Below are 19,419 nucleotides of genomic sequence, written 5' to 3' on the forward strand. Positions count from 1 at the left end.
GGGGTACTACAACATGCCTGAGCAGACGGCCGAGGCAATCGATGCCGACGGCTGGCTGCATTCAGGCGATCAGGCCGTGGTCGACGCTGATGGCTACTACCGGATCACCGGCCGGATCAAGGACATGATCATCCGCGGCGGAGAGAATATCTACCCGCGTGAGATCGAAGAGTTTTTGTATACTCTGGATGGGGTGCTCGACGCACAGGTGGTCGGTCTCCCGGATGAGAAATACGGCGAGGTGGTCGCCGCGTTTGTGATTCGCAAAGCCGGCGCCGATCTGAGAGAAGAAGATGTTCAGGACTTCGCCCGGACGCGCATCGCCTCGTACAAGCGCCCCAAACATGTCTTTTTTGTCGAGGCCTTCCCGATGACCGCCAGCGGCAAGGTGCAAAAATATAAATTGCGCGAGCTGGCCGAGCAAAAGCTTGCCGCCGGAGCAGATGATTCTGGTAAAAGCAGCTGTTAAGATGATAAGGCGCGGGTAACGATTCACCCCGGAACTGTTTTGCCACCGAAGCAATAGAGGTGTGAACGTTTGTTGACACGGTAGGGGCATAAGCGTAAGGTATGTTTTAATTTTTTGGAATCAGGTAGGGGGAATCAAAATGAATCAAGAGCTTTTCGACAGAGATCATAAATTGTATTTCTAACCGCTCTATCGGGCTGCACCGATGGGCGGTTTTTTTTGTTGGGGATGTTGTTAAAGCAATCAGACAACCCCGGGCAAATACCAGAGTGATTTTCCATGATTGGTCGTCAATATGAGAAAACATGGAAAATATCAAAAGAATAAAAAATGGATTTTGGTTTCTATTTTTCACTGTTAATAGAGTGGTAAATAGAAAGTAGTCCAGTCTATAGGAAGAATTAGGTGGAAAATTTTCCATCTATCAACAATGTTAGGCTTCACAAATCGTTTCATCAACCAAGGAGAAATAAAAATGGGTAGTTACGTTGAAGGCGCACTGACAAAAGGCGAGCAAGTGGTTCATCAGGGAAAGATCAGTATCTGGTCTCTTGTGCCGTTGCTGCTGCTCGGGCTAATATTTTTAGCGTTATACGGGTTTGGCCTCCTGTTCTGGATTGCCGCCGCAATCAAATATTTCACAACGGAGCTTGCAATCACCAACAAGCGAGTTATCGCCAAGTTTGGCTTGATTAGCCGCTCAACAATAGAAATCAATCTCCATAAGATCGAAAGCATTCAGGTCAACCAAGGCATCCTTGGTCGAATCTTTAATTTTGGCTCTATCGTGGTTTCTGGCGCAGGCACTCCTCAAGCACCAATCCCTGGCATCTCTAGCCCGCTTCAGTTCCGTCGTGCTTTCGTCGACACGCAAGAGAGTAATGGACAACCTCAACCCGTCGCGCAGCCAGCGTAAGCCTAACCCGTGAAGGGGGGACGCTCTTGAAGGGGGGACGCTCTTAAATAACTAACTAACTTAACGTTCAACGTCCCATTTCTTTTTGTTTGGGCTGTCGTTAAAGCAATCAGGCAACCCCGGATAAATACCAGGGTGATTTGCCATGATTGGTCGTCAATATGAAAAAACATGAAAAATATCAAAAGGATGAAAAATGGATTTTGGTTTCTATTTTTTCACTGTTAATAGAGTGGTAAGTAGAAAGCAGCCCAGTCTATAGGAAAGATTAGGGGGGAATTTTTCACTTATCAACAGTGTTATGTCTCCGGTAGAGCTGAGAGCAGACCCAGATGATCAACAAACGGAATGAAATCTCGGTCTGTGAAAAGCAGGGGCATCCGGCGCTCAATGCAGAAAGTAGCGATGATGACATCCATTGTTTTGCGGATGGTGATTCCCTTCTTGCGAAGCGCTCGGTAGTTCTCTGCACACTTCTCTGGCATGCCTTGGCCAAACATCTGGAATCGGTCCAGCATCATCAATGTTTGTTTAGTCTTACGGTACTCCCGGTCGTCCCGTATGCCTTGAAGAATTTCGAGAAAAATCAGATCACCCATAGCAACAGTTCCTTCGACGATCCCGGAATCGAGCGTGTCGGTATGTTTGCTCAGAACGCCATTAAGATAGTCGATCCAAACACTGGTATCGACCAGTATCATTTGCCGCCTCGCATTTCGTCCAGATCGCCTTCCCATTTAATCCGGCCGCGCAGGTTGCGAATTTCCTGCTGTTGGCTTCGTCGTACAAGAAGCTTAAGCCCTTGTTCTACTACCTCTTTTTTTGTGCTGAGCCCAGAGGCCTTGAGGGCATCAGCCATTAACGTATCATCAATAACAATGTTGGTTCTCATAGGCCACCTATGTGTATTTAGGTTCAGACTGTACACACTCTAGCATGGTCAAAGAAACATAACAAGGCTAATTCAGCCGACGCAAAAAACCGCGCGCCTGATTAGCGACGTTGGGTTCAGTAAATGCTCTTGATATCTCGGTAAAAATTTTCATGAGAACCAATAGCCATTAACTCAAGGGTGATTTTTCCGTCTTGGTAACTGTAACCGAGAAGGGTGAGATTTTTATTCATTTTAAATTTGTAAACTCGCAGAAATGACAAATCCCCCTTTTTCTGCTCACCTAAAAGAGGATCTTCAATAAGCTCCTTAACAGCCTTGTCCAGATCCTTCTTTTGGTTCTGGTAGAGCTTCTTGACCGCTTTTTTGAAGGTTGGTGTTTGAAGGACCTGGGTAATTTTAGCCAAAGTTGTATTCCTCGAGCTTACCGGCTTCTTTTTCGGCTTTTGCAATGATGGCCTGTCTGACGAACTCATATGGCAGGTCTGGATTATCTTCCATCATTTTACCGATTTTAGCCCAGTGCTCAATTTGCTTTGGCGTTGTACGGTTTAACGCTTTTGCCATAATAGTGGCTTTCTCAATTAAATCTTGGTCAAGCCGTACACTGGCTGTAGACATATGAACCTCCTTTTTTTGCGATCAACTTGCAGCAATTGTAGCGCATTGCATCAATTGTCGCAAGTCGATCTTTGAAGTAAGGGTATTGATTTCTTGAGACGAAGGGGAATGTTGCTCTGAGAGGGGAGAGGCGTAGGCTGGCGTCTCTGGATGTCGGCTGGCGGGACGAAACCCGCCGGTTTTTGTTTCAATCTTCAATGAAATCTTAAAAGCAACTTCGCGGGTCGCGGCCCGCTGCCGCCTCACTCTTTTGCTGGCCCAAAAGAGTAAGCAGAAAAGGGCCTGCCATTGCATGGAGCATGTCGGGTTCGTAGAGTGAGAAATTCAAGAAACTGTGTACGAGGGGCGCGGTCGGTGCACATCTGCCGCGTCTAACGGGGCTGTTCTTTTCGCCCCGTGCCTGTCGGCGTCTTCGTAGTGAACGGGGAGTGCTGAATTGAAGCCGCCATGAAACCCGGCTATAACAATTTTCAACGCCAACGGGGCCGCTTAAGAAAGGCCCCGTCCCGGTGCAGACCCGTAAAATCTGGACATTCGTTCTCCCCTGATTAAAATCACAGCGATACGCGACCACCATGCCCGCTGCGAGCGCAGGCACTTTTGCATCCTTTTGCTGCCGGGCAAAAGAATGTCGGCTGGCGGGACGAAACCCGCCGGTTTAGGTTTCGACAGCACTTCGGAGTCTTCATAATCAGTGAAAACAAAGGCAATAATAACGATATGTCAGCTTTAAAAGCCGCTTTGAATGTGGTTCAATGATTGTGTTCAAACGTGGATAAAGTGACAGGCCAAAGCACATGAATTCGTTTTTGCGAGTACATCAATCATCAAAGGGGATCATTCTGGCCTGGATTCATGAAGATTCAAACTGCCGTGTAGATCAACCAGATGCCACCAGCGATGACCAGCATGGCGCAGACCTTCTTCAGAACCAGCGCTCCGCGTGAGTTCTTGTTCCAGTTGAGATACTGCTGAACCTTTTCGGTGAAAGTCCCGGCAAAGACGATCACCGCGCAATGTCCCACCCCGTAGGCGAGCATCAGGCTGGTAGCGAAGAGCAGGCTTTCGTTCGCCGTGGCAAAGGCGACGCCAATCACCGGCCCCATAAAGGCGAAGGTGCAGGGGCCCAGGGCGATGCCGAAAATCAGGCCGAGGAGCAGCGCGGCGAGCCGCCCTTTTCGTTGCATGCCGAGCTGCCCCGGTACTGACCAGGGGATGGGAATCACCCCCCAGAGGTGCAGGCCGAAGAGGAAAAAGATCCCCGCGACCAGCCAGTTCCCCCAGGGGCCGAGATCGCCGAGCATGCGCCCGGCCAGCGCGGTGAGCAGTCCGATCAGGGCAATCGAGAGCAGGATGCCGACGGCAAACAGGCTGGAGATAACAAACGCCCGTCGGCTACTCATCTGCCCCTGCTCATCGATAAAACCGACGATCAACGGGATGCTCGCCAGATGGCATGGCGAGAGGAGGATGCTCAGCACCCCCCAGCCGACCGCTGCCGCCAGGGCGACCAGCGGTGCGCCGGAGACCGCCTGGCTCAATTGACCCATCAGTGTTTCGATCATGGTTTGCGCGTGCCGAACTTGAAGCCCAACTCCTGCCATTTAGCGAGAATCTCCGCGCGACTGAAGAACCCGGTGTGGCGGAACAGCTCGCTGCCGTCAGCCGCATAAAAAATCTGTGTCGGGATCATCCGCACGCCATAGCTGGCGGCATCTTCGCGCTGCTTCCAGACATCGACGAAGACCACGTCCATTTGGCCACGGAAATCCTCTCGCAGCTGATCCAGAATCGGCGCCATTTTGATGCAGGGGATGCACTTGTCAGCGCCGACATCGACCAGTTTGGGCAGGTTTCCGGCGAAGGCGTGGGTGGTCGACAACAGCAGCAACAGAGCGATTGCATTGATCGACAATAATTTCATCGCTTACCTCAGCAGCTTTTCAATGTCGGCAGGGCCTGGCACCTTACCAACGATCAGCACCTTGCCGTCGACCGCCAGTCCGGGCGTGGTCATGATCCCAAATTCCATGATCTGGCTGATTTCGGTGATCTTCTCCAGCTCATAATCAAGTCCAAGGTTGTCGGCGGCCTGTTTGGTGTTTTCCGCCAACTTCTGACATTTGGCACAACCGGTGCCGAGAATCTGAATCTTTTTCATGCGTTTCCTCCTTCGATTCGGGTCGAATTTGTCGGGGCAGGCCTTGCGCCTGCCCGGAACGTTTTCCCAGGGCACCCGCAAGGGGCGCCCCTACGGGCTAAAATAGTGCGCCATAGATCACCCCCGATATCGTCGCCATGACGATGACCAGGACAACGAAAACCACCGTCTTTTTCGTCCCCATCACGCTGCGGATGACCAGCATGTTCGGCAGACTCAGCGCCGGACCGGCGAGTAGCAGCGCCAGCGCCGGGCCCTTGCCCATGCCAGCGCCGATGAGCCCTTGCAGGATCGGCACCTCGGTCAGGGTGGCGAAATACATGAACGCACCGACCGCCGAAGCGAACAGGTTGGCCGACAGGGAGTTGCCGCCGACCAGTCCGGCAATCCACCCCGAGGGGATCAGTGCTTCGTGGTCGGGTCTGCCGAGCAGGGCACCGGCAATCAGCACCCCCCAGAGCAGCAGCGGCAGGATCTTTTTAGCGAAATCCCAACTGGTATCGAACCACTCTTCCAATTCGCCGTCAGCATCGTGGCTGAATGTCAGCAGAACGGTCAAGCCGATAGTCGCCGCCACAAAAGCCACTTCGGGATGGCTGGGCAAGAGCAGGGCCAGAATCAGGGGCGGCGCGGCAACACCCCCCATCCACCACGGGTTGACCTTGAACCAGAGGACCAGAATAACGGCCAGGGCCAGGGCAAACAGTCCGGTCATCACCCACTTCGAGGTGTAAATCGTCTGCCAGAGACCGCTTGGGTCTGCCGGTTTTCCCCAGTTGGCAAAGACCAGAATCCCGACCATCGACGCGAAGAACAGCGCATTCTGCCAGAGCGGGCGCTTCACTTCCGGCTCCGGCATCGCTGCGGCCGCCGCGACCTTGGCCAACTCTTCCTTACGGAAGAACAGATGCATAAGCAGGCCGATGATGATCGAAAAACTGACCGCACCAACCGCACGCGCGATCCCCATCTCAGGCCCGAGAACGGTGGCGGTCAGAACAATCGCGAGGATATTGATCGCCGGGCCGGAGTAGAGGAATGCGCTCGCCGGGCCAAGTCCTGCGCCCATGCGGTAGATCCCGGCGAACAATGGCAGGATGGTGCACGAACAAACCGCCAGAATGCTGCCCGACACCGCGGCGACCCCGTAAGCCAGCAGCTTGTTCGCCTTCGGGCCAAGGTATTTCATTACCGCCGCCTGGCTGACGAAAACCCCGACCGCACCGGCAATAAAAAAAGCCGGTACCAGACAGAGAAGAACATGTTCCTGGGCATACCATGTGGCCAAATGGAGCGCTTCCCAGAGAGCATTCTCGACTCGCTGAGATTCCTGCAACCAATCCAGCGGCAGATAATAGAAGGTGACGAAAACAACCATGATCCCCAGCAAAGGTTTCCACTCATTTTTCCAGATCATGAAACTTCTCCACGAAAACTGTTTGGTTGCATCGCCAAATAGTAAGGCAAAAAAAATTATTTACAAACAGCGTTGAGCAATGCCGCCTGATCACGGGCGCTCGATTCCAGCACCGATTCCACGCAACCGAAAAAATTCAGTATGCAGGGGACACGCAGGCGGTAAAAGACCTGGTTCCCGCGTTTGTCGTCGATGACGATTCCCGCCTTCTTGAGAACCGAGAGATGTTTCGAAACGGTTGAAACATCCGCCCCGATCTGTTCGGTCAGGTCACAGACGCAGCGTTCTTCCTTTTCCAGCTCCTCAATGATGAAGAGGCGGGTCGGATGAGCCATGGCTTTCAGCACCCGGGCGCGGGCGCCAAGGTGGTTTTTCCGGTTTGGGTCCATAAGGAATGTCCTTTCAGTATTTGGCAATATAGCCAAATAGCCAAGAATGTCAAGGCGGGACTTGAGTGCCCGCCTGTTGATTCCCACAAAAAACGGATCAGAAGAGTCGAGAATACAATCGCATGTTCGGCGCGCCGCCATTGCGCGACATCAAAAACTTGAGGCAGGTGGCGATCGGCTAATAAATTTTAGACCGACTTAGACTCGAACCTCTAAGTCACTGAAATGATAGAAATGAAGGAATTGCTTCAAGTGAAATAAAAAAGGAGTCAGCAATTAAGCTAACTCCTTTTTATATTTGGCTCCCCGAGTTGGACTCGAACCAACGACACGCGGATTAACAGTCCGCTGCTCTACCGACTGAGCTATCAGGGAATAGATTTTACAGGGAGGGAATATAGGAGATTCACTTTGTGGTGTCAAGCTTTTTTAACCGCCTTTTTTAAGTTCCATCAGAATCAGTTTGGCAACTTCCTTGAGCGTTTCAAATACCCCTTCACCCGTCACTGCACACCCTTTGAATTCGGGGACACCGTTCGGGTTAAGCAGCTCGCGTAATTCTTCGATGGGTGTGACGTTGGGCAGATCGTATTTGTTGTATTGAATGACGAACGGCAGGTTCTCAAGCTGATACCCCTGCTCCTCCAGGTTGACCTTGAGGTTTTCCATGCTCTCGATATTGGCGTCAAGTCGCTCTTCCTGCGCATCGGCGACGAAAACAACGCCGTCAACCCCCTTGAGGATCAGTTTTCGCGAAGCGTCGTAAAAAACCTGACCAGGAACAGTGTAGAGGTGAAATCGGGTTTTAAATCCACGTATTTCACCGAGCGCCAACGGCAAGAAATCAAAGAACAGGGTCCGTTCGGTCTCGGTCGCGAGAGAAATCATCTTCCCCTTGGCATCCGGATCGGTCATTTGGTAGATGTGCTGAAGGTTGGTTGTTTTACCGCACAGACCAGGACCGTAATAAACAATCTTGCAATTGATTTCGCGTGAGGCGTAATTGATGAAAGACATGCTCTACCCCGTCAACTGAAAAGACTGTCGATATCGTCGTCAGTGATTTCGGCAAAGGGACTGTTGTGCCCACCAGATGCCTGAATTTCCGCAGTCTTTTTAGCAAGATCTTCAAAAATCGTGGTCAATTCATCACTTGCTTTGCGAACCCGCAAACGAACCAGCCCGAGTGAGCTGCGCTGATCAAAAATGACGACAAGAATCACTCGCTGTGCAACGATCGAAATATGGAGATTGTCTTTTTCTCCTTCGTGAAAGAGGATCGAGAATTCCTTTTCACCGATCAGTTTTGCCAGTCCCCCGGTCGCCGCGATATTTCCTGCAGTCAAAGAAGCCAGACTGGTGGTGTCGAGGTGTTCAGTTTCACCCACGCCGGAAATCATCTGGCCGTTCTTGTCGACCAGAAAAATAACCTTGGCGTTTGCTTCACGTAACAATCGTTCAATGACGATATTAATTCTTTGGAGCTCTTCGTCATACATGACGAATGAAGATTGCGGGCCCAGCATGCTGGTCTCCTTATGGATTGATTATTGAACGTTCCTTATATCACCTCCACAACGAACATTCAAGACCTTAATAATCATCTTTTGCCGGGCAGGAGCCAACAATTTGTGCTACGTCAAGGAGGCTGACACGCGAAGGAATTCCCTTGCAAACCAGCTCATTGTCAGGCACGGGGAAGAAGGACTACCACCTCAAAACCCCCACCGGGGATGTTTTCCGCGGTCACGCTTCCGCCGTGAAGTTTTACGGCGCGCTCCGTGATCGCCAGGCCGATGCCACTTCCGCCGCTGCGTCGGGCGCGATCCTCCTCAACCCGATAGAATGGATCAAAAAGTCGTCCCAGGGCGGCGGGGGGAACACCAGGCCCCTGATCGCGAATGCTGATGTGGATATCCGTTTGCCGGACTTTCAGTTGCACTGTAACTTCACTGCCCGCCGGGGCATGGTGCAGAGCATTGCGCACGATATTCTCCAGTGCTTGTCTGAGGAGCTCCAGCGAACCGTTGACGGTTGCCGGTTCTGCTTTGCAATCGAGCGTCAGGTGCTGTCCCTCGAAAGCCGCGTCGGCAACGATTTCACCGAGCAGGATGTCGAGTGCAACCGGTTCTGTCCGACCAATCCCCTGACCGCTTTCCAGTTGCGTCAGGGTGAGCAGTTGTCCGATCATTATGTTGAGGCGTTCCGCTTCAAGTTCGATCCGGTTCAACGGCGCAATCGCCAGCTCCGCGGTTTGCCGACGGGCCAGTTCGAGGGCGACGTTGAGGCGCGCCAGGGGGGAACGGAGTTCATGCGAAATGTCACGCAACAATCGTTGCTGATTGTTGAGCAGTGTTGCGACGCGCTCGGTCATGTGATCGAAATCGATCGCCAGGTCACCGGTTTCCCCCCCCCATTTTCTCAGCTCCGGGGCAACGCGGGTTTGCAACTGCCCGGCAGCGATCTCTCTGGTTGCTTCGCGCAAGCGTCTTAATGGTGCAGTCAGCGAGCGCGCCAGCATCCAGCAGACGCCACCTGCGACCAGAAAAGCAATCAACAAGCGTATGCCCAACCGCCGGGGGTTGAGCAGGTGTTCAAGTCGTGATCGGCGCGGGAGTTCTGCGGCCAGCAGATAATTATCCACCGGCATGACAACCCATGCTCCCCTCGGTCCCCGATCAGTCACCGGGCCGCCCTGATCGATGGCTCTGCTGGCAAGTTGCTCTAAATGGCGCGGCAGGGTTCGTCCGGGGAGCAGGTTTTTCCCATCCCGACTGAGCAGCAGCATGCGCGGCAGATTTTCATCGCGTGCCCGCCGATGCTGGTCGTGAAGAGCCTTGACTCCCTCTGTCCGGTAGCTGTCGATCAAGGTCTGTCCAGCCGCCGACAATTGCTCTTGCCGGAAATTAAGCATGGCGTTGGGGTCACTGTTAAGGGCGATCAAAATACCGATTGCCCCGATCAGGGTCATCGCCAGCCAGAAGTAAAGGAATATTTTCAGGAAGAGTGAGCGCATGGGCGGGGCTTTTACGGCTGATCCGGGAGCGTTTGGTGGCAGCGGGTATACTGATAACCGCTGCCACGAATCGCCTGGATCCGTTCTCTGCCGTCGGCGTGACGCGCGAGTTTTTTGCGTAAGCTGCTGACGTGAACATCGACGCTGCGATCAAAAGGATTCAGCTCTCGATTGAGAACTTTGCGTGTCAACATCTCCCGCGTTACTACCGTTCCGGCGTGCTCCAGCAACTCGCCGAGCAAATCAAATTCTACCGAGGTGAGTGACAGTTCAAGTCGGTTGCGCCGAACCGTGCGGGTGGCGCGATCCAGACAGATGTCGTCAACAATCAACAGCTGCGTCGGCGACAAAGGGGGGGTGCCACCCGCCGCCCGCCGCTGGATGGCGCGAATACGGGCCAACAGTTCGCGAGGGTTGAACGGTTTTGCCAGATAGTCGTCGGCACCGAGTTCCAGTCCGACAATGCGATCAATATCATCACCCCGCGCGGTGAGCATCAATACCGGAACGTGCAATTTCTCACGAATGCGCCGCAACACGTCAAAACCGTTCAGCTCCGGCAACATCACATCAAGAATAATCAACGCATATGATTTTTCCAGCGCCTGACGTACACCGAGGGGACCGCTGTGGCACGCGTCAACGCTGAACCCTTCGGCGCTCAGATAGTCGCGCAGCAGGCCGCAGAGCTCGTGATCGTCATCGATTATCAGTAGATTGTTGAGCATTTTTACCTTCTCCGGTTGCTCCCCATACTAACCGATCCGGCCAGAAAGTGCGGTAAAGAAACGTAAAGGGGACGGCTTCAGCTTAACAAAACTTTACGCTTATGGTCGGCAACTTTACAGCAATTTTCCCCGAGGCAGGGTATGCTGATGAAACGGAAATAAACAATCCCCGAAGCCAAAAGGAGACTTCACATGAACAAGCGTTTTTTGGTACGTCCCTGGTCCGCGTTATTGCTCGTTGTTGCGTTCAGTTTTTTGGCTTTTGCGTCGCTGTCTCCGGCGCAGGCCGATTCTGCTGAACACGGTGAAGATGGTTGCGACAGGCCGATCGATGACGAAAACTTTAATGATCGTGGCCCCGGTCAGCGCTTTGAACGCCTCGCCGAGGTTCTGGACTTGACTGATGCACAACGCGCCGAGGTTGAACAGATCGTTGCAAAGGAACGGGATGCGAATCGCGATATCCACCGGCAGCTGGCGGCAAACCGCGACAAATTGCGCACTCTGACCGAAGGTGACACCTTCGACGAAGAGGCAATCCGTGCCGTTGCCGCAGAAAAAGCGCAACAACGGATTGAGCTGATGGTGTCACATGCCGGCACTCGGCACGCACTTAATGCGCTCCTGACTCCGGAACAACGTGATCTGGCGAAAAAATTACGACCAAAGATGAAAGAGGGGAAAAAGGGGCGGCGCGGCCCCGAGAAAAGGGCTGATTGCGAACCGTGCTTCGGGCGGAGATAGTTCTTGTCCTTTTGTCTGGCGCCTTCCCTGGTGCTAAAACTCCATTTTTGGGTGGGGGGGGGTGGCACCAGGGAAGCAGTGCTTTTCATCGCCCGAATTTACTGGCTGGCCAAATAGGCCTTTGCTTCCTCGACAGAGTCGCAGAGGTGAAATTTCCGCCGACTGAACATCACCACGGCATTGAGCACCACCCGGTACAGGCCGGTAATGCCGACCACCGCTGCCGCTCTGACGTAGGGCGCATTCACTTGCGTCAACTCTTTCATGCGTTCAATGGTTTTGCCGTCAAACGATGCGCCCCCGGCGATCGTCATCGTCAACACAGATTTTTCCGGGCGCGCTCTCACCTGGCGGGCACATTCGTCAATAATCTGCTCTATTTCGTGCGGCTCGCAACCACTGCAATCGAGCACGAATATCTCTTGTCCATCGTGACGAATAAATCTGGCTCGCTGCATAAATGACCCCCCTGATCAAAAGGAATAGCGTAATGATTTGATGGCGTCGCAAAAAGTCCGCCCTGCTGCGTTACACTGATTATCCAGAACCTCGACCTACCTGATGTAGGTCTTCGCCCCCGAAAAACCACCAGGCCTTGTAGGACGAAATTTTTGCTTAGCCATCCCATGAGTTTTTGCGAGAGCGTAATGATTTGACAAGGCGACTTGCAGGATAATTTATTGCAAGTGACAGCTGAATTCAAGTTTTAAAAAAACATAATTGTTACAAAAAACCACCTATGAGCAGTTTGTGATATTTCTGTTGACTCGGTCATAATCCTGGACTATACACGACAAATAATAAAACGTTGTTATATAAACATTGTCGCCACCTAATTTTCCGGGAATTTTTTTGCAAAATGCCACATCATCAAATCCATGAATTGTTGTCGACCAATATTCGCGGTGTCGTCCCCGATGCGCCGATTTTCGATGTTCTGAAACTGATGCGTGATGAAAAAATCAGTTGCGTGCCCGTTTTTTTGAGTGAAACTCCGGTGGGGATCCTGACCGAGCGAGATATCCTGCGTGCCACTGACAAAATCCTTGCGGGACGCAAGCTTGAGGTGCGAGACCTGATGAGTCAACCGGTGTTGACCATTGAGCAACACCGGGCGCCGGGCGATGCTCTGGCAATCATGCGTAATAATAAAATTCGTCACCTCGTCGTTTCCGATGACGGTTGCCATGTGGTTGGCATGCTGTCGTTGACGGACCTGCTTAAAGTAGTTTTTAATGACGATTGTTTCTTCGGGACAGACACGGTCAGTAAGGTTATGACGAAAACAGTCTATACTGTTGAGCGTGGCACCTCCGTCATGCGCGTTCTGCACGAAATGGCAGAGCATGATTTCAGTTGTGTTGTTATTCAGAAAAACAACGAGCCGCTGGGCATCATTACCGAGCGTGATCTGGTTTGGCTGGTGACCGAAAAACCGGAATTATGGTCGACGCGGGTTGATGACATCATGAGCATTCCGGTGACCACCATTGCCACAACCGCATCTCCACGCGAGGCGGTTAAGCTGATGGCTCGTGAAGAGTTTCGTCACCTCGTTGTGCTGGATCAGGACAAAAAAATCGCCGGACTGTTGACCCAATCACTGCTGTGCCGGGGACTGAGCTGTCCAGTTTCCGCACCCATCCAAAAACCCGTTTGATCACAGAATCTGCCATCAGCCTTCCCCGGTTTTATTCCGAGTAAAATTATTTTTTGTAACATCGCAATATTTAAGAATTTTCTAGCAGCCTGTCGGACTATACGGACCGAAGCGAAAATTTGGATATTTGAGAACAGATTTTAGCTCATTTGCAGGTGCATAGCCGTAGCTATGGACCAAAAAGGAGCTGAAATATGGGCCAAACAGCCGGATTTGCAGCCGGCTCATGGATAGTCCGACAGGCTGCTAGCATTAGTGGCAGATCATGTTATCATGTAGAGGCTGATTTCACGTTCTGTTTGAGGCGTCCAGAGGAGGCTGTGAGCGATGGGATTACTGAAAAAGAGTAGCGATAAAACCGGTGCACCAGTGAAAAACCCCGGGGAAAAGGGCGCTCCGGAACCGCGCGTGATCACCGAGTGTTTCTGTCACAATAAACACAGCCTGATCGATAATCTGTCAAAATTCGGTGATTACAAGGGGATTTCACTTAAACTTGTCAGCAGCCTGTCGAAGGGGCAGCTGACGCTCAGTCCGGTCATTGGCGACCTGAGTCGTACTTTTTTCAACTTCAATTATGTTGCCGACGAACTGATCAAGATCTGCTGTCCGACCTGTCTGGAACCGCTGCCTGTCTACGACACCTGCTCCTGCGGGGCGGATCTGGTCGCGATCTTTACCAGCCGCAAGGCGGATTTTTCTGAATGTGTCGGCATCTGCCAGCGCGTTGGTTGTCTCAACGCAAAAATCATGTGTTCCGAAAGCCTCAGCCGACTGATTCGCCATCGTCACTATTTCTATTAAATTCTTGCCGGAAATCAAGCAAGAGGCACTCGCAAAAAAGAATTAGATGGCAACAACGGCGTATCACCCTTTCAGGAAAGCACGGATACGCTTCATATCGTGCGGCGTTATATTTGTAAATTTTATACCGAAACCAAGAGGATAGTGTGCTTTTAACGGTTTTTCGCGCAGGTTAACCCAGGCCACCTGCGCCGAACAGCCAATCGGGGCGCCGCCGTCTTTCGGTAATGAAAATTCGATACTGAGCATGTCTCCTGCCGTAACTGCATCCGGCCCCTGCAAAAATAATCCACCACTGTTAATATCAAGACATTTTCCGCACAGATGTAAATCACGCCAACGGTAGTCAACCTCAAAGAGACAAGACCGGCGCGGTTCACGAATCTGCGCGACAAAACGACTGCCGACATCGAGAAAACTGTTCCGGTCAAGGGGTTTGGCCAGCGTGGCGTCACACCCGGCCGCCTGTGCCGTCGCCAGCTGCTCCGGCTTGCCGGGTTCGCAAATCAGCACGACCGGAATCGACCGCAGCTGCGCATCAGCCTTCAGCCGTCGGCATCCTTCAATCCCGTCAACCGCAGTGAGGCTTGCCGCGAGATAGATCAGTTCCGGGCGCTGCTGCCGACAAACCGCAAACATCTCTTCCACCCCTCCCGCCTCAATCAGCTTGCACGGAGTATTCTTGAGCATTTGCGCTTCAATGGTCAGAAAAAATTTCGATTCATCGACCAGAAGAATTGTCATGCCGCCACTTGTTCCGCAGAAGGCCAGCTCAGCACGCGTAGTCAACCGCGACGACGCTGCTGCACAGCTGCTTGACTTTGACGATGACTGCTTGATGGGCGGGATGCAGCTGATAACGATGCAAGGCGTCGCGGTCGGCAAAAGCTGAAACCAGCGCCAGATCGTACGAGCGCTCGGAACGAACGATATCGCGCCCGACTTCAAACGCGCGAATTTCCTCGATAACACCAGGCAGGGCACTGAGGCTTTGTTGCAGGCCGCAAATGTCGCTTTCACTGACCGTGTCATTAAATTTAAAAAACACCAGATGTTTAAGCATAATCGGTTCACCTTTCGAATTTTTTCTGAATATCGCCCAAATCACTGGCCCGGTCAAGCATTCATCAACATCCCGATGAGCACATATGTCACACCGATGGCACATAACTGTGACAGTGCAGATGAACCAGACAACCGTAAAACGTTGAACTTATTACAATCCACGGGAACTCTGCACTTGTTATTGAACTCCGCAATTAAAAATTGCACAAGAGATTATCATTATAAGTCAGCCGGTTACGTCACACGAATCACACTGTTGGATAATTTAAATCCGATGTATCAATATCTGGAACGTTCATTGCTATACCGCATCAGCAATGCTCAAGGCGCCCCATATCAGGCTTTTTGCGGCGTTGGTAGATGTGTCATAAAACGACTTGATCCGCAGGTGGCCTTTGATCCACTTAAAAAACAGTTCGACCTGCCAGCGTTGTTTGTCAATTTCGGCAACGGTGGTCGCTGACACGGTAAAATTGTTGATAGGGTTTTTGGGCGATCCGAATCAGAACCAGGCCAAAGGCCTGGACGATGCGCTAATCCTTGCGTTTGTTGGCATCGGCCAAAGTGGAGCGTGGAGCGTGAAACAGCCCCACGCAAGCCAAGGGGAGACAGCTTCTCCCGATGAGAGTTCAGGCAGGTTCCAATATTGCGGAAGTTTTCACGACCAGCTATGTGTGCGTAGACCAGACACAGAAAAAGTTCAAAGGTCGCAAAGCTTCTGGCCTTGTAATCGCCTTGATACCGACGGACACACAGATTGAAATCGTGTCGTGGCAGAAACTGCAATAATTGTCGGAACACCGTTTGCCCTGAATTCATAGCCCCCTCCAGGAAAGAGTAGAGAGGGGTCACCTTACATCGGTGAGACGAATTCACATCGAAAACGGAACAGCTATATCAAAGAACTAAAGTTATCAGAAACTTACAGCAATCTGCTGTTTTTCAACCGGGAAGTAGAGTGTTTCAATAGATAATTTTTCGCGCCAGCAAGTCCATCGCTTCAGATGGTCACATCAACGCACAGGCTTCAAGCGCCAAAGGAGAATTTTATGGTTTGGAAAGATTTGCGTCTGGGACTAAAGTTCACCGCCGGTTTCGGTTCACTGCTGCTATTGATGAGTGCCATCGGTGCGTGGTCATTTTTTGGGGTCAACAATATTGTTGACGATGCCGGGCAGGTGATTGCCGGCAATCAGCTACGCGGGATGATTGCCCAGCGTGAGGTCGACCATCTCAACTGGTTAAAAAAACTCAACGATTTTCTCAACGACGAACACGTTACCAAACTGGACATTGAAACGGATGAGCACAAATGCGGCTTCGGCCAGTGGTATTACGGCGAGGAACGTACCAGGGCGCAGCAATTAATCCCCGAACTGCGCGGTACGCTGGAGCGGATCGAAGAACCGCATAAGCAACTGCACGCTTCGGCAATCAAGATTGAAAAACTCAACCGCGCCATTGACCCGGCAATCAGCACCTTTCTCGCCCAGAAAGAGGTCGATCACCTCATTTGGGTCAATAATATCTATGATTACCTGCTTTTGAAAAAAGCGCGCATCGGCATACAAACGGATGATCATCTTTGTGGTCTGGGGAAATTTATCTACGGCGAAAAAGGTAAAGAGTTGAGCAACACAGATGCGCAACTTGCCAGTCTGCTCGAACAAATCAAGGAACCCCACCGGCAGCTCCACGACTCCGCAATCGTCATTGAGCAAGCGGGAACCAATTACGAACGTGCCCAACAATTATTCCGTGACCAGACTATCCCCGCGCTCAGCAGCACCCGGAAGGTGATTGAGCAGCTTCAGCAACGCGCTGACGAGTTGATTGCCGGGGTCACTGCGGCCCGCCAGGTTTACGCGAGCGAAACCGCGCCGAGTCTGATAGAAATCCAGAAACTGCTCAAGGAAGTTATGGACACAACGACCGCCAATATCATGAGCGACGAAGAGATGCTCGCCGAAGCCTCAACCACACGCGTCGGCGTGCTGATCATTCTTCTCGTCGCCCTGCCCCTCGGCATCATTCTCGCGCTGATTATCGCTCGCGGTATTCAAGGTCCGGTCCAACAACTGGTTGTCATGATCCGCGAGATGGAACGCGGTCGCCTCGGCATGCGTCTCAACCTCAATCGCTCCGATGAGATCGGCCAGATGGGGGCCACCATGGACGCCTTTGCCGACAGCCTTGAAAACGAAGTGGTCCATCCCCTGCAACGCCTCGCCGACGGCGATCTGACCTTTGAGGTCACCCCCCGAGATGAGCGCGACAGCCTGCGCGGCGCATTGCAGAAGCTGGGGCAGGATCTCAATGGCATTCTCGGCCAGGTCCATGTGGCTGCCGAGCAGATCGCCTCGGGGAGTGCGCAGGTTTCCGATTCGAGTCAGTCCCTTTCGCAAGGAGCCGCCGAGCAGGCCAGCTCGCTGGAAGAAGTCACCAGCTCGATGACCGAGATGGGTAGCCAGACCAAGCAGAACGCCGAGAATGCCGGACAGGCCAACACCCTTTCCGGCGAGACCAAAGCTTCCGCCGAACGCGGCAATCACCAGATGCAGGAGATGGTCGCGGCGATGAACGACATCAATGCCTCCGGCAAAAGCATTTCGCGCATCATCAAGACCATCGACGAGATCGCCTTTCAGACCAACCTGCTGGCGCTCAACGCTGCCGTCGAAGCGGCCCGCGCCGGGCAGCACGGCAAAGGCTTCGCCGTCGTCGCCGAAGAGGTGCGCAACCTCGCGGCGCGCAGCGCCACCGCCGCGCGGGAGACCGCCGAACTGATCGAAGGCTCCGTTGCCAAGACCGCCAACGGCGCGCAGATCGCTGAGCAGACCGCCGAAGCCTTAAGCGAGATTTCGCAAAGCGTCGTCAAGGTCACCGATCTGGTCGCTGAAATTGCCGCCGCCAGCAACGAACAGGCGCAGGGGATCTCGCAGATCTCGCAAGGGCTTGGGCAGATCGATCAGGTCACCCAGCAGAACACCGCCAACGCTGAAGAAAGCGCCGCCGCCGCCGAAGAACTCTCCGGCCAAGCCGCTGAACTACGGCAGATGCTGTCACGATTCAAGCTCAAGCAACAGGGTCTTTCCGCCTACGCCGCCGCTCCCACCGGCAGCGGGAAGAAACAGCAGATCGCCCTGCACTGGAACACCAGCGCACCGGCGTCCGGCACCAAACCGGTCATCGCTCTGGACGACAACGAATTCGGCAAATACTAAGGAGGTCGCCATGAGCAAAGCGCAAAAGCCCGACTTTGAACTCTTTGACGCGAGTGAGGAGGAAGAAGATACCCAGAAGGGGAAATACCTCACCTTCAAACTCGCCAAAGAAGATTACGGCATCGAAATCAAATATGTCACCGAGATCATCGGCATGCAGCGCATCACCGAAATCCCCGACATGCCCGAGTTTCTCAAAGGGGTGATCAACCTGCGCGGCAAGGTCATTCCGGTGATGGATGTGCGCATCCGCTTCAACCTGCCCGGACGTGACTATGACGATCGCACCTGCATCGTCGTCGTCGATATCGACGGTCGCGCGATGGGGTTGGTGGTCGACCGGATGAACGAAGTCAGCGACATCCCCGACAGTCAGATCGAACCGCCGCCACGCTCCGGGAATGAACGCGGGCGCTATGTGCAGGGGATGGGCAAGGTCGGAGACGAAGTGAAGATTCTGCTCGATGTCAACAAGCTGCTGGCAGAAGATGAGCTGGATGCGTTGAGTGGTGTCGAGACAGAATAAACAATATTGATGCACAGGGACCGGCAACCGGCGCGGCAATGACAGCCGCGCCGGTTGCCGTCTGGAGCAGAAGCTACACCTCCAAGGCACCTTTGACCAGGTTACACGGCGACGCAATTAACCGCCGTTTATCGTCCGGGCGCAACCTCTTGATCTCCGCTTCGCGACGCGCGGCAGTCCTTCGGTCGTGACCATCCTCCCGGTAAACCACCCGCAGCGGTGTTCGACCGCGAAAATATTTTGCCCCGGTGCCGACGGCATGCTCGGCAAAGCGCCGGTCAACGTCGGTGGTGATCCCGGTGTAAAGGGAATCATCCACGCAGAGAATGATATACACTTGCCAGTTCATCGTCATTTTCCGTTGGAAGCACACTATCTGAAGTTCCTGGTTACGCTAATTACGCCAACGTCAACCGAATTGACAAGCGTTACAGCAAGCCATAGAATGACTGACCGATTCATGCAATGCAAACTATTCTTTCCGGGAGAAAAATCATGGCAGTAAAATCGGGTAACAACAAACTGATCGGCATCGTTCTTCTGGTCATCGGCGTCGGCATCGCTTTCTGGGGGTACCAATTAGCTGGTTCACTCAGTGGACAGCTGTCCAAAACGTTGACCGGATCACCGACTGACAAAGTGATGATGATGTATATCGGCGCTGCGTCCTGTGTCGTCGCCGGTCTGTTCATGACGATTAAAAGGTAACTTTATCCGGGCAGAGCGGATACGGGAATTGCCCGCCGCGTGCGTCTTTTTCAAAACGGTTCACCCTGCGAGACAACGG

At 52.7% G+C, this 19,419-nt stretch carries 25 protein-coding genes, 1 tRNA gene and 1 pseudogene; 8 read left to right on the plus strand and 19 right to left on the minus strand.

The window, feature by feature from the left end; translation table 11 throughout:
* Positions 1-469, plus strand: a 469-nt coding sequence (locus tag K0A93_04095; protein MBW6511288.1) for an AMP-binding protein, incomplete at its 5' end; no start/stop codon positions are given.
* 475 nt (positions 470-944) lie between these two features.
* Positions 945-1,385, plus strand: a complete 441-nt coding sequence (locus K0A93_04100; GenBank protein ID MBW6511289.1) for a PH domain-containing protein — start codon at positions 945-947, stop codon at positions 1,383-1,385.
* Between the two features lie 299 nt (positions 1,386-1,684).
* On the opposite strand, the gene K0A93_04105 is transcribed toward K0A93_04100, so the two are convergent.
* The 14 genes from K0A93_04105 to K0A93_04170 form a co-directional block, all read right to left on the minus strand.
* Positions 1,685-2,086 (minus strand): PIN domain nuclease, encoded by a 402-nt coding sequence (locus K0A93_04105; protein MBW6511290.1) that lies wholly within the window; start codon positions 2,084-2,086, stop codon positions 1,685-1,687.
* Positions 2,083-2,277: a type II toxin-antitoxin system VapB family antitoxin gene (locus K0A93_04110; GenBank protein MBW6511291.1), complete on the minus strand. Its 195-nt coding sequence runs from the start codon at positions 2,275-2,277 to the stop codon at positions 2,083-2,085. Before K0A93_04110 ends, K0A93_04105 begins: the two co-directional genes overlap by 4 nt.
* 116 nt (positions 2,278-2,393) lie before the next feature.
* Complete coding sequence (locus tag K0A93_04115) at positions 2,394-2,684, minus strand: type II toxin-antitoxin system RelE/ParE family toxin (GenBank protein ID MBW6511292.1); 291 nt, start codon at positions 2,682-2,684, stop codon at positions 2,394-2,396.
* A complete protein-coding gene (locus tag K0A93_04120; protein MBW6511293.1) occupies positions 2,677-2,898 on the minus strand; it encodes a ParD-like family protein in 222 nt (73 codons plus the stop codon). The genes K0A93_04115 and K0A93_04120 overlap by 8 nt, the downstream gene beginning before the upstream one ends.
* Positions 2,899-3,761: 863 nt before the next feature.
* Entirely contained in the window at positions 3,762-4,463 is a 702-nt protein-coding gene (locus K0A93_04125) for a cytochrome c biogenesis protein CcdA (GenBank protein MBW6511294.1), read from the minus strand.
* A complete protein-coding gene (locus tag K0A93_04130) occupies positions 4,460-4,822 on the minus strand; it encodes a thioredoxin family protein (protein ID MBW6511295.1) in 363 nt (120 codons plus the stop codon). Before K0A93_04130 ends, K0A93_04125 begins: the two co-directional genes overlap by 4 nt.
* Positions 4,823-4,825: 3 nt before the next feature.
* A complete protein-coding gene (locus K0A93_04135; GenBank protein MBW6511296.1) occupies positions 4,826-5,059 on the minus strand; it encodes a TM0996/MTH895 family glutaredoxin-like protein in 234 nt (77 codons plus the stop codon).
* Positions 5,060-5,156: 97 nt separating this feature from the next.
* The gene (locus tag K0A93_04140) at positions 5,157-6,476 is read right to left on the minus strand and encodes a permease (protein MBW6511297.1); all 1,320 of its coding nucleotides are present in this window, start codon (positions 6,474-6,476) and stop codon (positions 5,157-5,159) included.
* 56 nt (positions 6,477-6,532) lie between these two features.
* Complete coding sequence (locus K0A93_04145) at positions 6,533-6,865, minus strand: metalloregulator ArsR/SmtB family transcription factor (GenBank protein MBW6511298.1); 333 nt, start codon at positions 6,863-6,865, stop codon at positions 6,533-6,535.
* Positions 6,866-7,164: 299 nt separating this feature from the next.
* Positions 7,165-7,240, minus strand: a tRNA-Asn gene (locus K0A93_04150).
* A 54-nt stretch (positions 7,241-7,294) separates the two neighbouring features.
* Positions 7,295-7,882, minus strand: a complete 588-nt coding sequence (locus K0A93_04155) for a gliding-motility protein MglA (protein MBW6511299.1) — start codon at positions 7,880-7,882, stop codon at positions 7,295-7,297.
* Between the two features lie 11 nt (positions 7,883-7,893).
* The gene (locus K0A93_04160) at positions 7,894-8,391 is read right to left on the minus strand and encodes a roadblock/LC7 domain-containing protein (GenBank protein ID MBW6511300.1); all 498 of its coding nucleotides are present in this window, start codon (positions 8,389-8,391) and stop codon (positions 7,894-7,896) included.
* 161 nt (positions 8,392-8,552) lie between these two features.
* Entirely contained in the window at positions 8,553-9,881 is a 1,329-nt protein-coding gene (locus tag K0A93_04165; GenBank protein MBW6511301.1) for a HAMP domain-containing protein, read from the minus strand.
* 11 nt (positions 9,882-9,892) lie between these two features.
* Positions 9,893-10,609, minus strand: coding sequence for a response regulator transcription factor (locus K0A93_04170; GenBank protein MBW6511302.1), 717 nt, complete (start codon positions 10,607-10,609; stop codon positions 9,893-9,895).
* Positions 10,610-10,801: 192 nt separating this feature from the next.
* Between K0A93_04170 and K0A93_04175 the strand changes: the two genes are divergently transcribed.
* Positions 10,802-11,353 carry a Spy/CpxP family protein refolding chaperone gene (locus K0A93_04175; protein ID MBW6511303.1) on the plus strand — a complete coding sequence of 184 codons (552 nt, stop codon included), beginning with the start codon at positions 10,802-10,804 and terminating at the stop codon, positions 11,351-11,353.
* Positions 11,354-11,451: 98 nt separating this feature from the next.
* Here K0A93_04175 and K0A93_04180 read toward each other — a convergent pair whose 3' ends face one another.
* A complete protein-coding gene (locus tag K0A93_04180; protein ID MBW6511304.1) occupies positions 11,452-11,811 on the minus strand; it encodes a hypothetical protein in 360 nt (119 codons plus the stop codon).
* Positions 11,812-12,212: 401 nt separating this feature from the next.
* On the opposite strand from K0A93_04180, the gene K0A93_04185 reads away from it, so the two are divergent.
* A complete protein-coding gene (locus K0A93_04185; protein MBW6511305.1) occupies positions 12,213-13,013 on the plus strand; it encodes a CBS domain-containing protein in 801 nt (266 codons plus the stop codon).
* A gap of 327 nt (positions 13,014-13,340) precedes the next feature.
* Positions 13,341-13,817: a hypothetical protein gene (locus K0A93_04190; GenBank protein MBW6511306.1), complete on the plus strand. Its 477-nt coding sequence runs from the start codon at positions 13,341-13,343 to the stop codon at positions 13,815-13,817.
* Between the two features lie 63 nt (positions 13,818-13,880).
* Here K0A93_04190 and K0A93_04195 read toward each other — a convergent pair whose 3' ends face one another.
* The 3 genes and pseudogenes from K0A93_04195 to K0A93_04205 all read right to left on the minus strand — a co-directional run bounded on the left by K0A93_04195 (position 13,881) and on the right by K0A93_04205 (position 15,701).
* On the minus strand, positions 13,881-14,606 hold the full coding sequence (locus K0A93_04195; GenBank protein MBW6511307.1) for a PilZ domain-containing protein: 726 nt from the start codon (positions 14,604-14,606) through the stop codon (positions 13,881-13,883).
* Complete coding sequence (locus K0A93_04200; GenBank protein MBW6511308.1) at positions 14,590-14,880, minus strand: Dabb family protein; 291 nt, start codon at positions 14,878-14,880, stop codon at positions 14,590-14,592. The genes K0A93_04195 and K0A93_04200 overlap by 17 nt, the downstream gene beginning before the upstream one ends.
* A gap of 318 nt (positions 14,881-15,198) precedes the next feature.
* Positions 15,199-15,701, minus strand: a pseudogene (locus tag K0A93_04205) (DUF4372 domain-containing protein).
* A 230-nt stretch (positions 15,702-15,931) separates the two neighbouring features.
* On the opposite strand from K0A93_04205, the gene K0A93_04210 reads away from it, so the two are divergent.
* Both K0A93_04210 and K0A93_04215 read left to right on the plus strand, forming a co-directional pair.
* Positions 15,932-18,106, plus strand: coding sequence for a CZB domain-containing protein (locus K0A93_04210; protein ID MBW6511309.1), 2,175 nt, complete (start codon positions 15,932-15,934; stop codon positions 18,104-18,106).
* Positions 18,107-18,116: 10 nt separating this feature from the next.
* Positions 18,117-18,632: a chemotaxis protein CheW gene (locus K0A93_04215; protein MBW6511310.1), complete on the plus strand. Its 516-nt coding sequence runs from the start codon at positions 18,117-18,119 to the stop codon at positions 18,630-18,632.
* Between the two features lie 73 nt (positions 18,633-18,705).
* On the opposite strand, the gene K0A93_04220 is transcribed toward K0A93_04215, so the two are convergent.
* Positions 18,706-18,981, minus strand: a complete 276-nt coding sequence (locus tag K0A93_04220) for a GIY-YIG nuclease family protein (GenBank protein MBW6511311.1) — start codon at positions 18,979-18,981, stop codon at positions 18,706-18,708.
* A gap of 146 nt (positions 18,982-19,127) precedes the next feature.
* Here K0A93_04220 and K0A93_04225 point away from each other — a divergent pair, with 146 nt between their 5' ends.
* Complete coding sequence (locus tag K0A93_04225) at positions 19,128-19,340, plus strand: DUF3185 family protein (protein MBW6511312.1); 213 nt, start codon at positions 19,128-19,130, stop codon at positions 19,338-19,340.
* Positions 19,341-19,419: the final 79 nt, after the last annotated feature.

This window comes from Desulfuromonadaceae bacterium (genome assembly GCA_019429445.1).
In the GTDB taxonomy this organism is placed as follows: Bacteria; Desulfobacterota; Desulfuromonadia; order Desulfuromonadales; family JAHYIW01; genus JAHYIW01.

Coding starts and splice junctions, on each gene's coding strand:
- K0A93_04100 (MBW6511289.1), top strand. CDS start 945: ATGGGTAGTTACGTTGAAGGCGCACTGACAAAAGGCGAGCAAGTGGTT.
- K0A93_04105 (MBW6511290.1), bottom strand. CDS start 2,086: ATGATACTGGTCGATACCAGTGTTTGGATCGACTATCTTAATGGCGTT.
- K0A93_04110 (MBW6511291.1), bottom strand. CDS start 2,277: ATGAGAACCAACATTGTTATTGATGATACGTTAATGGCTGATGCCCTC.
- K0A93_04120 (MBW6511293.1), bottom strand. CDS start 2,898: ATGTCTACAGCCAGTGTACGGCTTGACCAAGATTTAATTGAGAAAGCC.
- K0A93_04125 (MBW6511294.1), bottom strand. CDS start 4,463: ATGATCGAAACACTGATGGGTCAATTGAGCCAGGCGGTCTCCGGCGCA.
- K0A93_04130 (MBW6511295.1), bottom strand. CDS start 4,822: ATGAAATTATTGTCGATCAATGCAATCGCTCTGTTGCTGCTGTTGTCG.
- K0A93_04135 (MBW6511296.1), bottom strand. CDS start 5,059: ATGAAAAAGATTCAGATTCTCGGCACCGGTTGTGCCAAATGTCAGAAG.
- K0A93_04140 (MBW6511297.1), bottom strand. CDS start 6,476: ATGATCTGGAAAAATGAGTGGAAACCTTTGCTGGGGATCATGGTTGTT.
- K0A93_04145 (MBW6511298.1), bottom strand. CDS start 6,865: ATGGACCCAAACCGGAAAAACCACCTTGGCGCCCGCGCCCGGGTGCTG.
- K0A93_04155 (MBW6511299.1), bottom strand. CDS start 7,882: ATGTCTTTCATCAATTACGCCTCACGCGAAATCAATTGCAAGATTGTT.
- K0A93_04160 (MBW6511300.1), bottom strand. CDS start 8,391: ATGCTGGGCCCGCAATCTTCATTCGTCATGTATGACGAAGAGCTCCAA.
- K0A93_04165 (MBW6511301.1), bottom strand. CDS start 9,881: ATGCGCTCACTCTTCCTGAAAATATTCCTTTACTTCTGGCTGGCGATG.
- K0A93_04170 (MBW6511302.1), bottom strand. CDS start 10,609: ATGCTCAACAATCTACTGATAATCGATGACGATCACGAGCTCTGCGGC.
- K0A93_04175 (MBW6511303.1), top strand. CDS start 10,802: ATGAACAAGCGTTTTTTGGTACGTCCCTGGTCCGCGTTATTGCTCGTT.
- K0A93_04180 (MBW6511304.1), bottom strand. CDS start 11,811: ATGCAGCGAGCCAGATTTATTCGTCACGATGGACAAGAGATATTCGTG.
- K0A93_04185 (MBW6511305.1), top strand. CDS start 12,213: ATGCCACATCATCAAATCCATGAATTGTTGTCGACCAATATTCGCGGT.
- K0A93_04190 (MBW6511306.1), top strand. CDS start 13,341: ATGGGATTACTGAAAAAGAGTAGCGATAAAACCGGTGCACCAGTGAAA.
- K0A93_04200 (MBW6511308.1), bottom strand. CDS start 14,880: ATGCTTAAACATCTGGTGTTTTTTAAATTTAATGACACGGTCAGTGAA.
- K0A93_04210 (MBW6511309.1), top strand. CDS start 15,932: ATGGTTTGGAAAGATTTGCGTCTGGGACTAAAGTTCACCGCCGGTTTC.
- K0A93_04215 (MBW6511310.1), top strand. CDS start 18,117: ATGAGCAAAGCGCAAAAGCCCGACTTTGAACTCTTTGACGCGAGTGAG.
- K0A93_04220 (MBW6511311.1), bottom strand. CDS start 18,981: ATGAACTGGCAAGTGTATATCATTCTCTGCGTGGATGATTCCCTTTAC.
- K0A93_04225 (MBW6511312.1), top strand. CDS start 19,128: ATGGCAGTAAAATCGGGTAACAACAAACTGATCGGCATCGTTCTTCTG.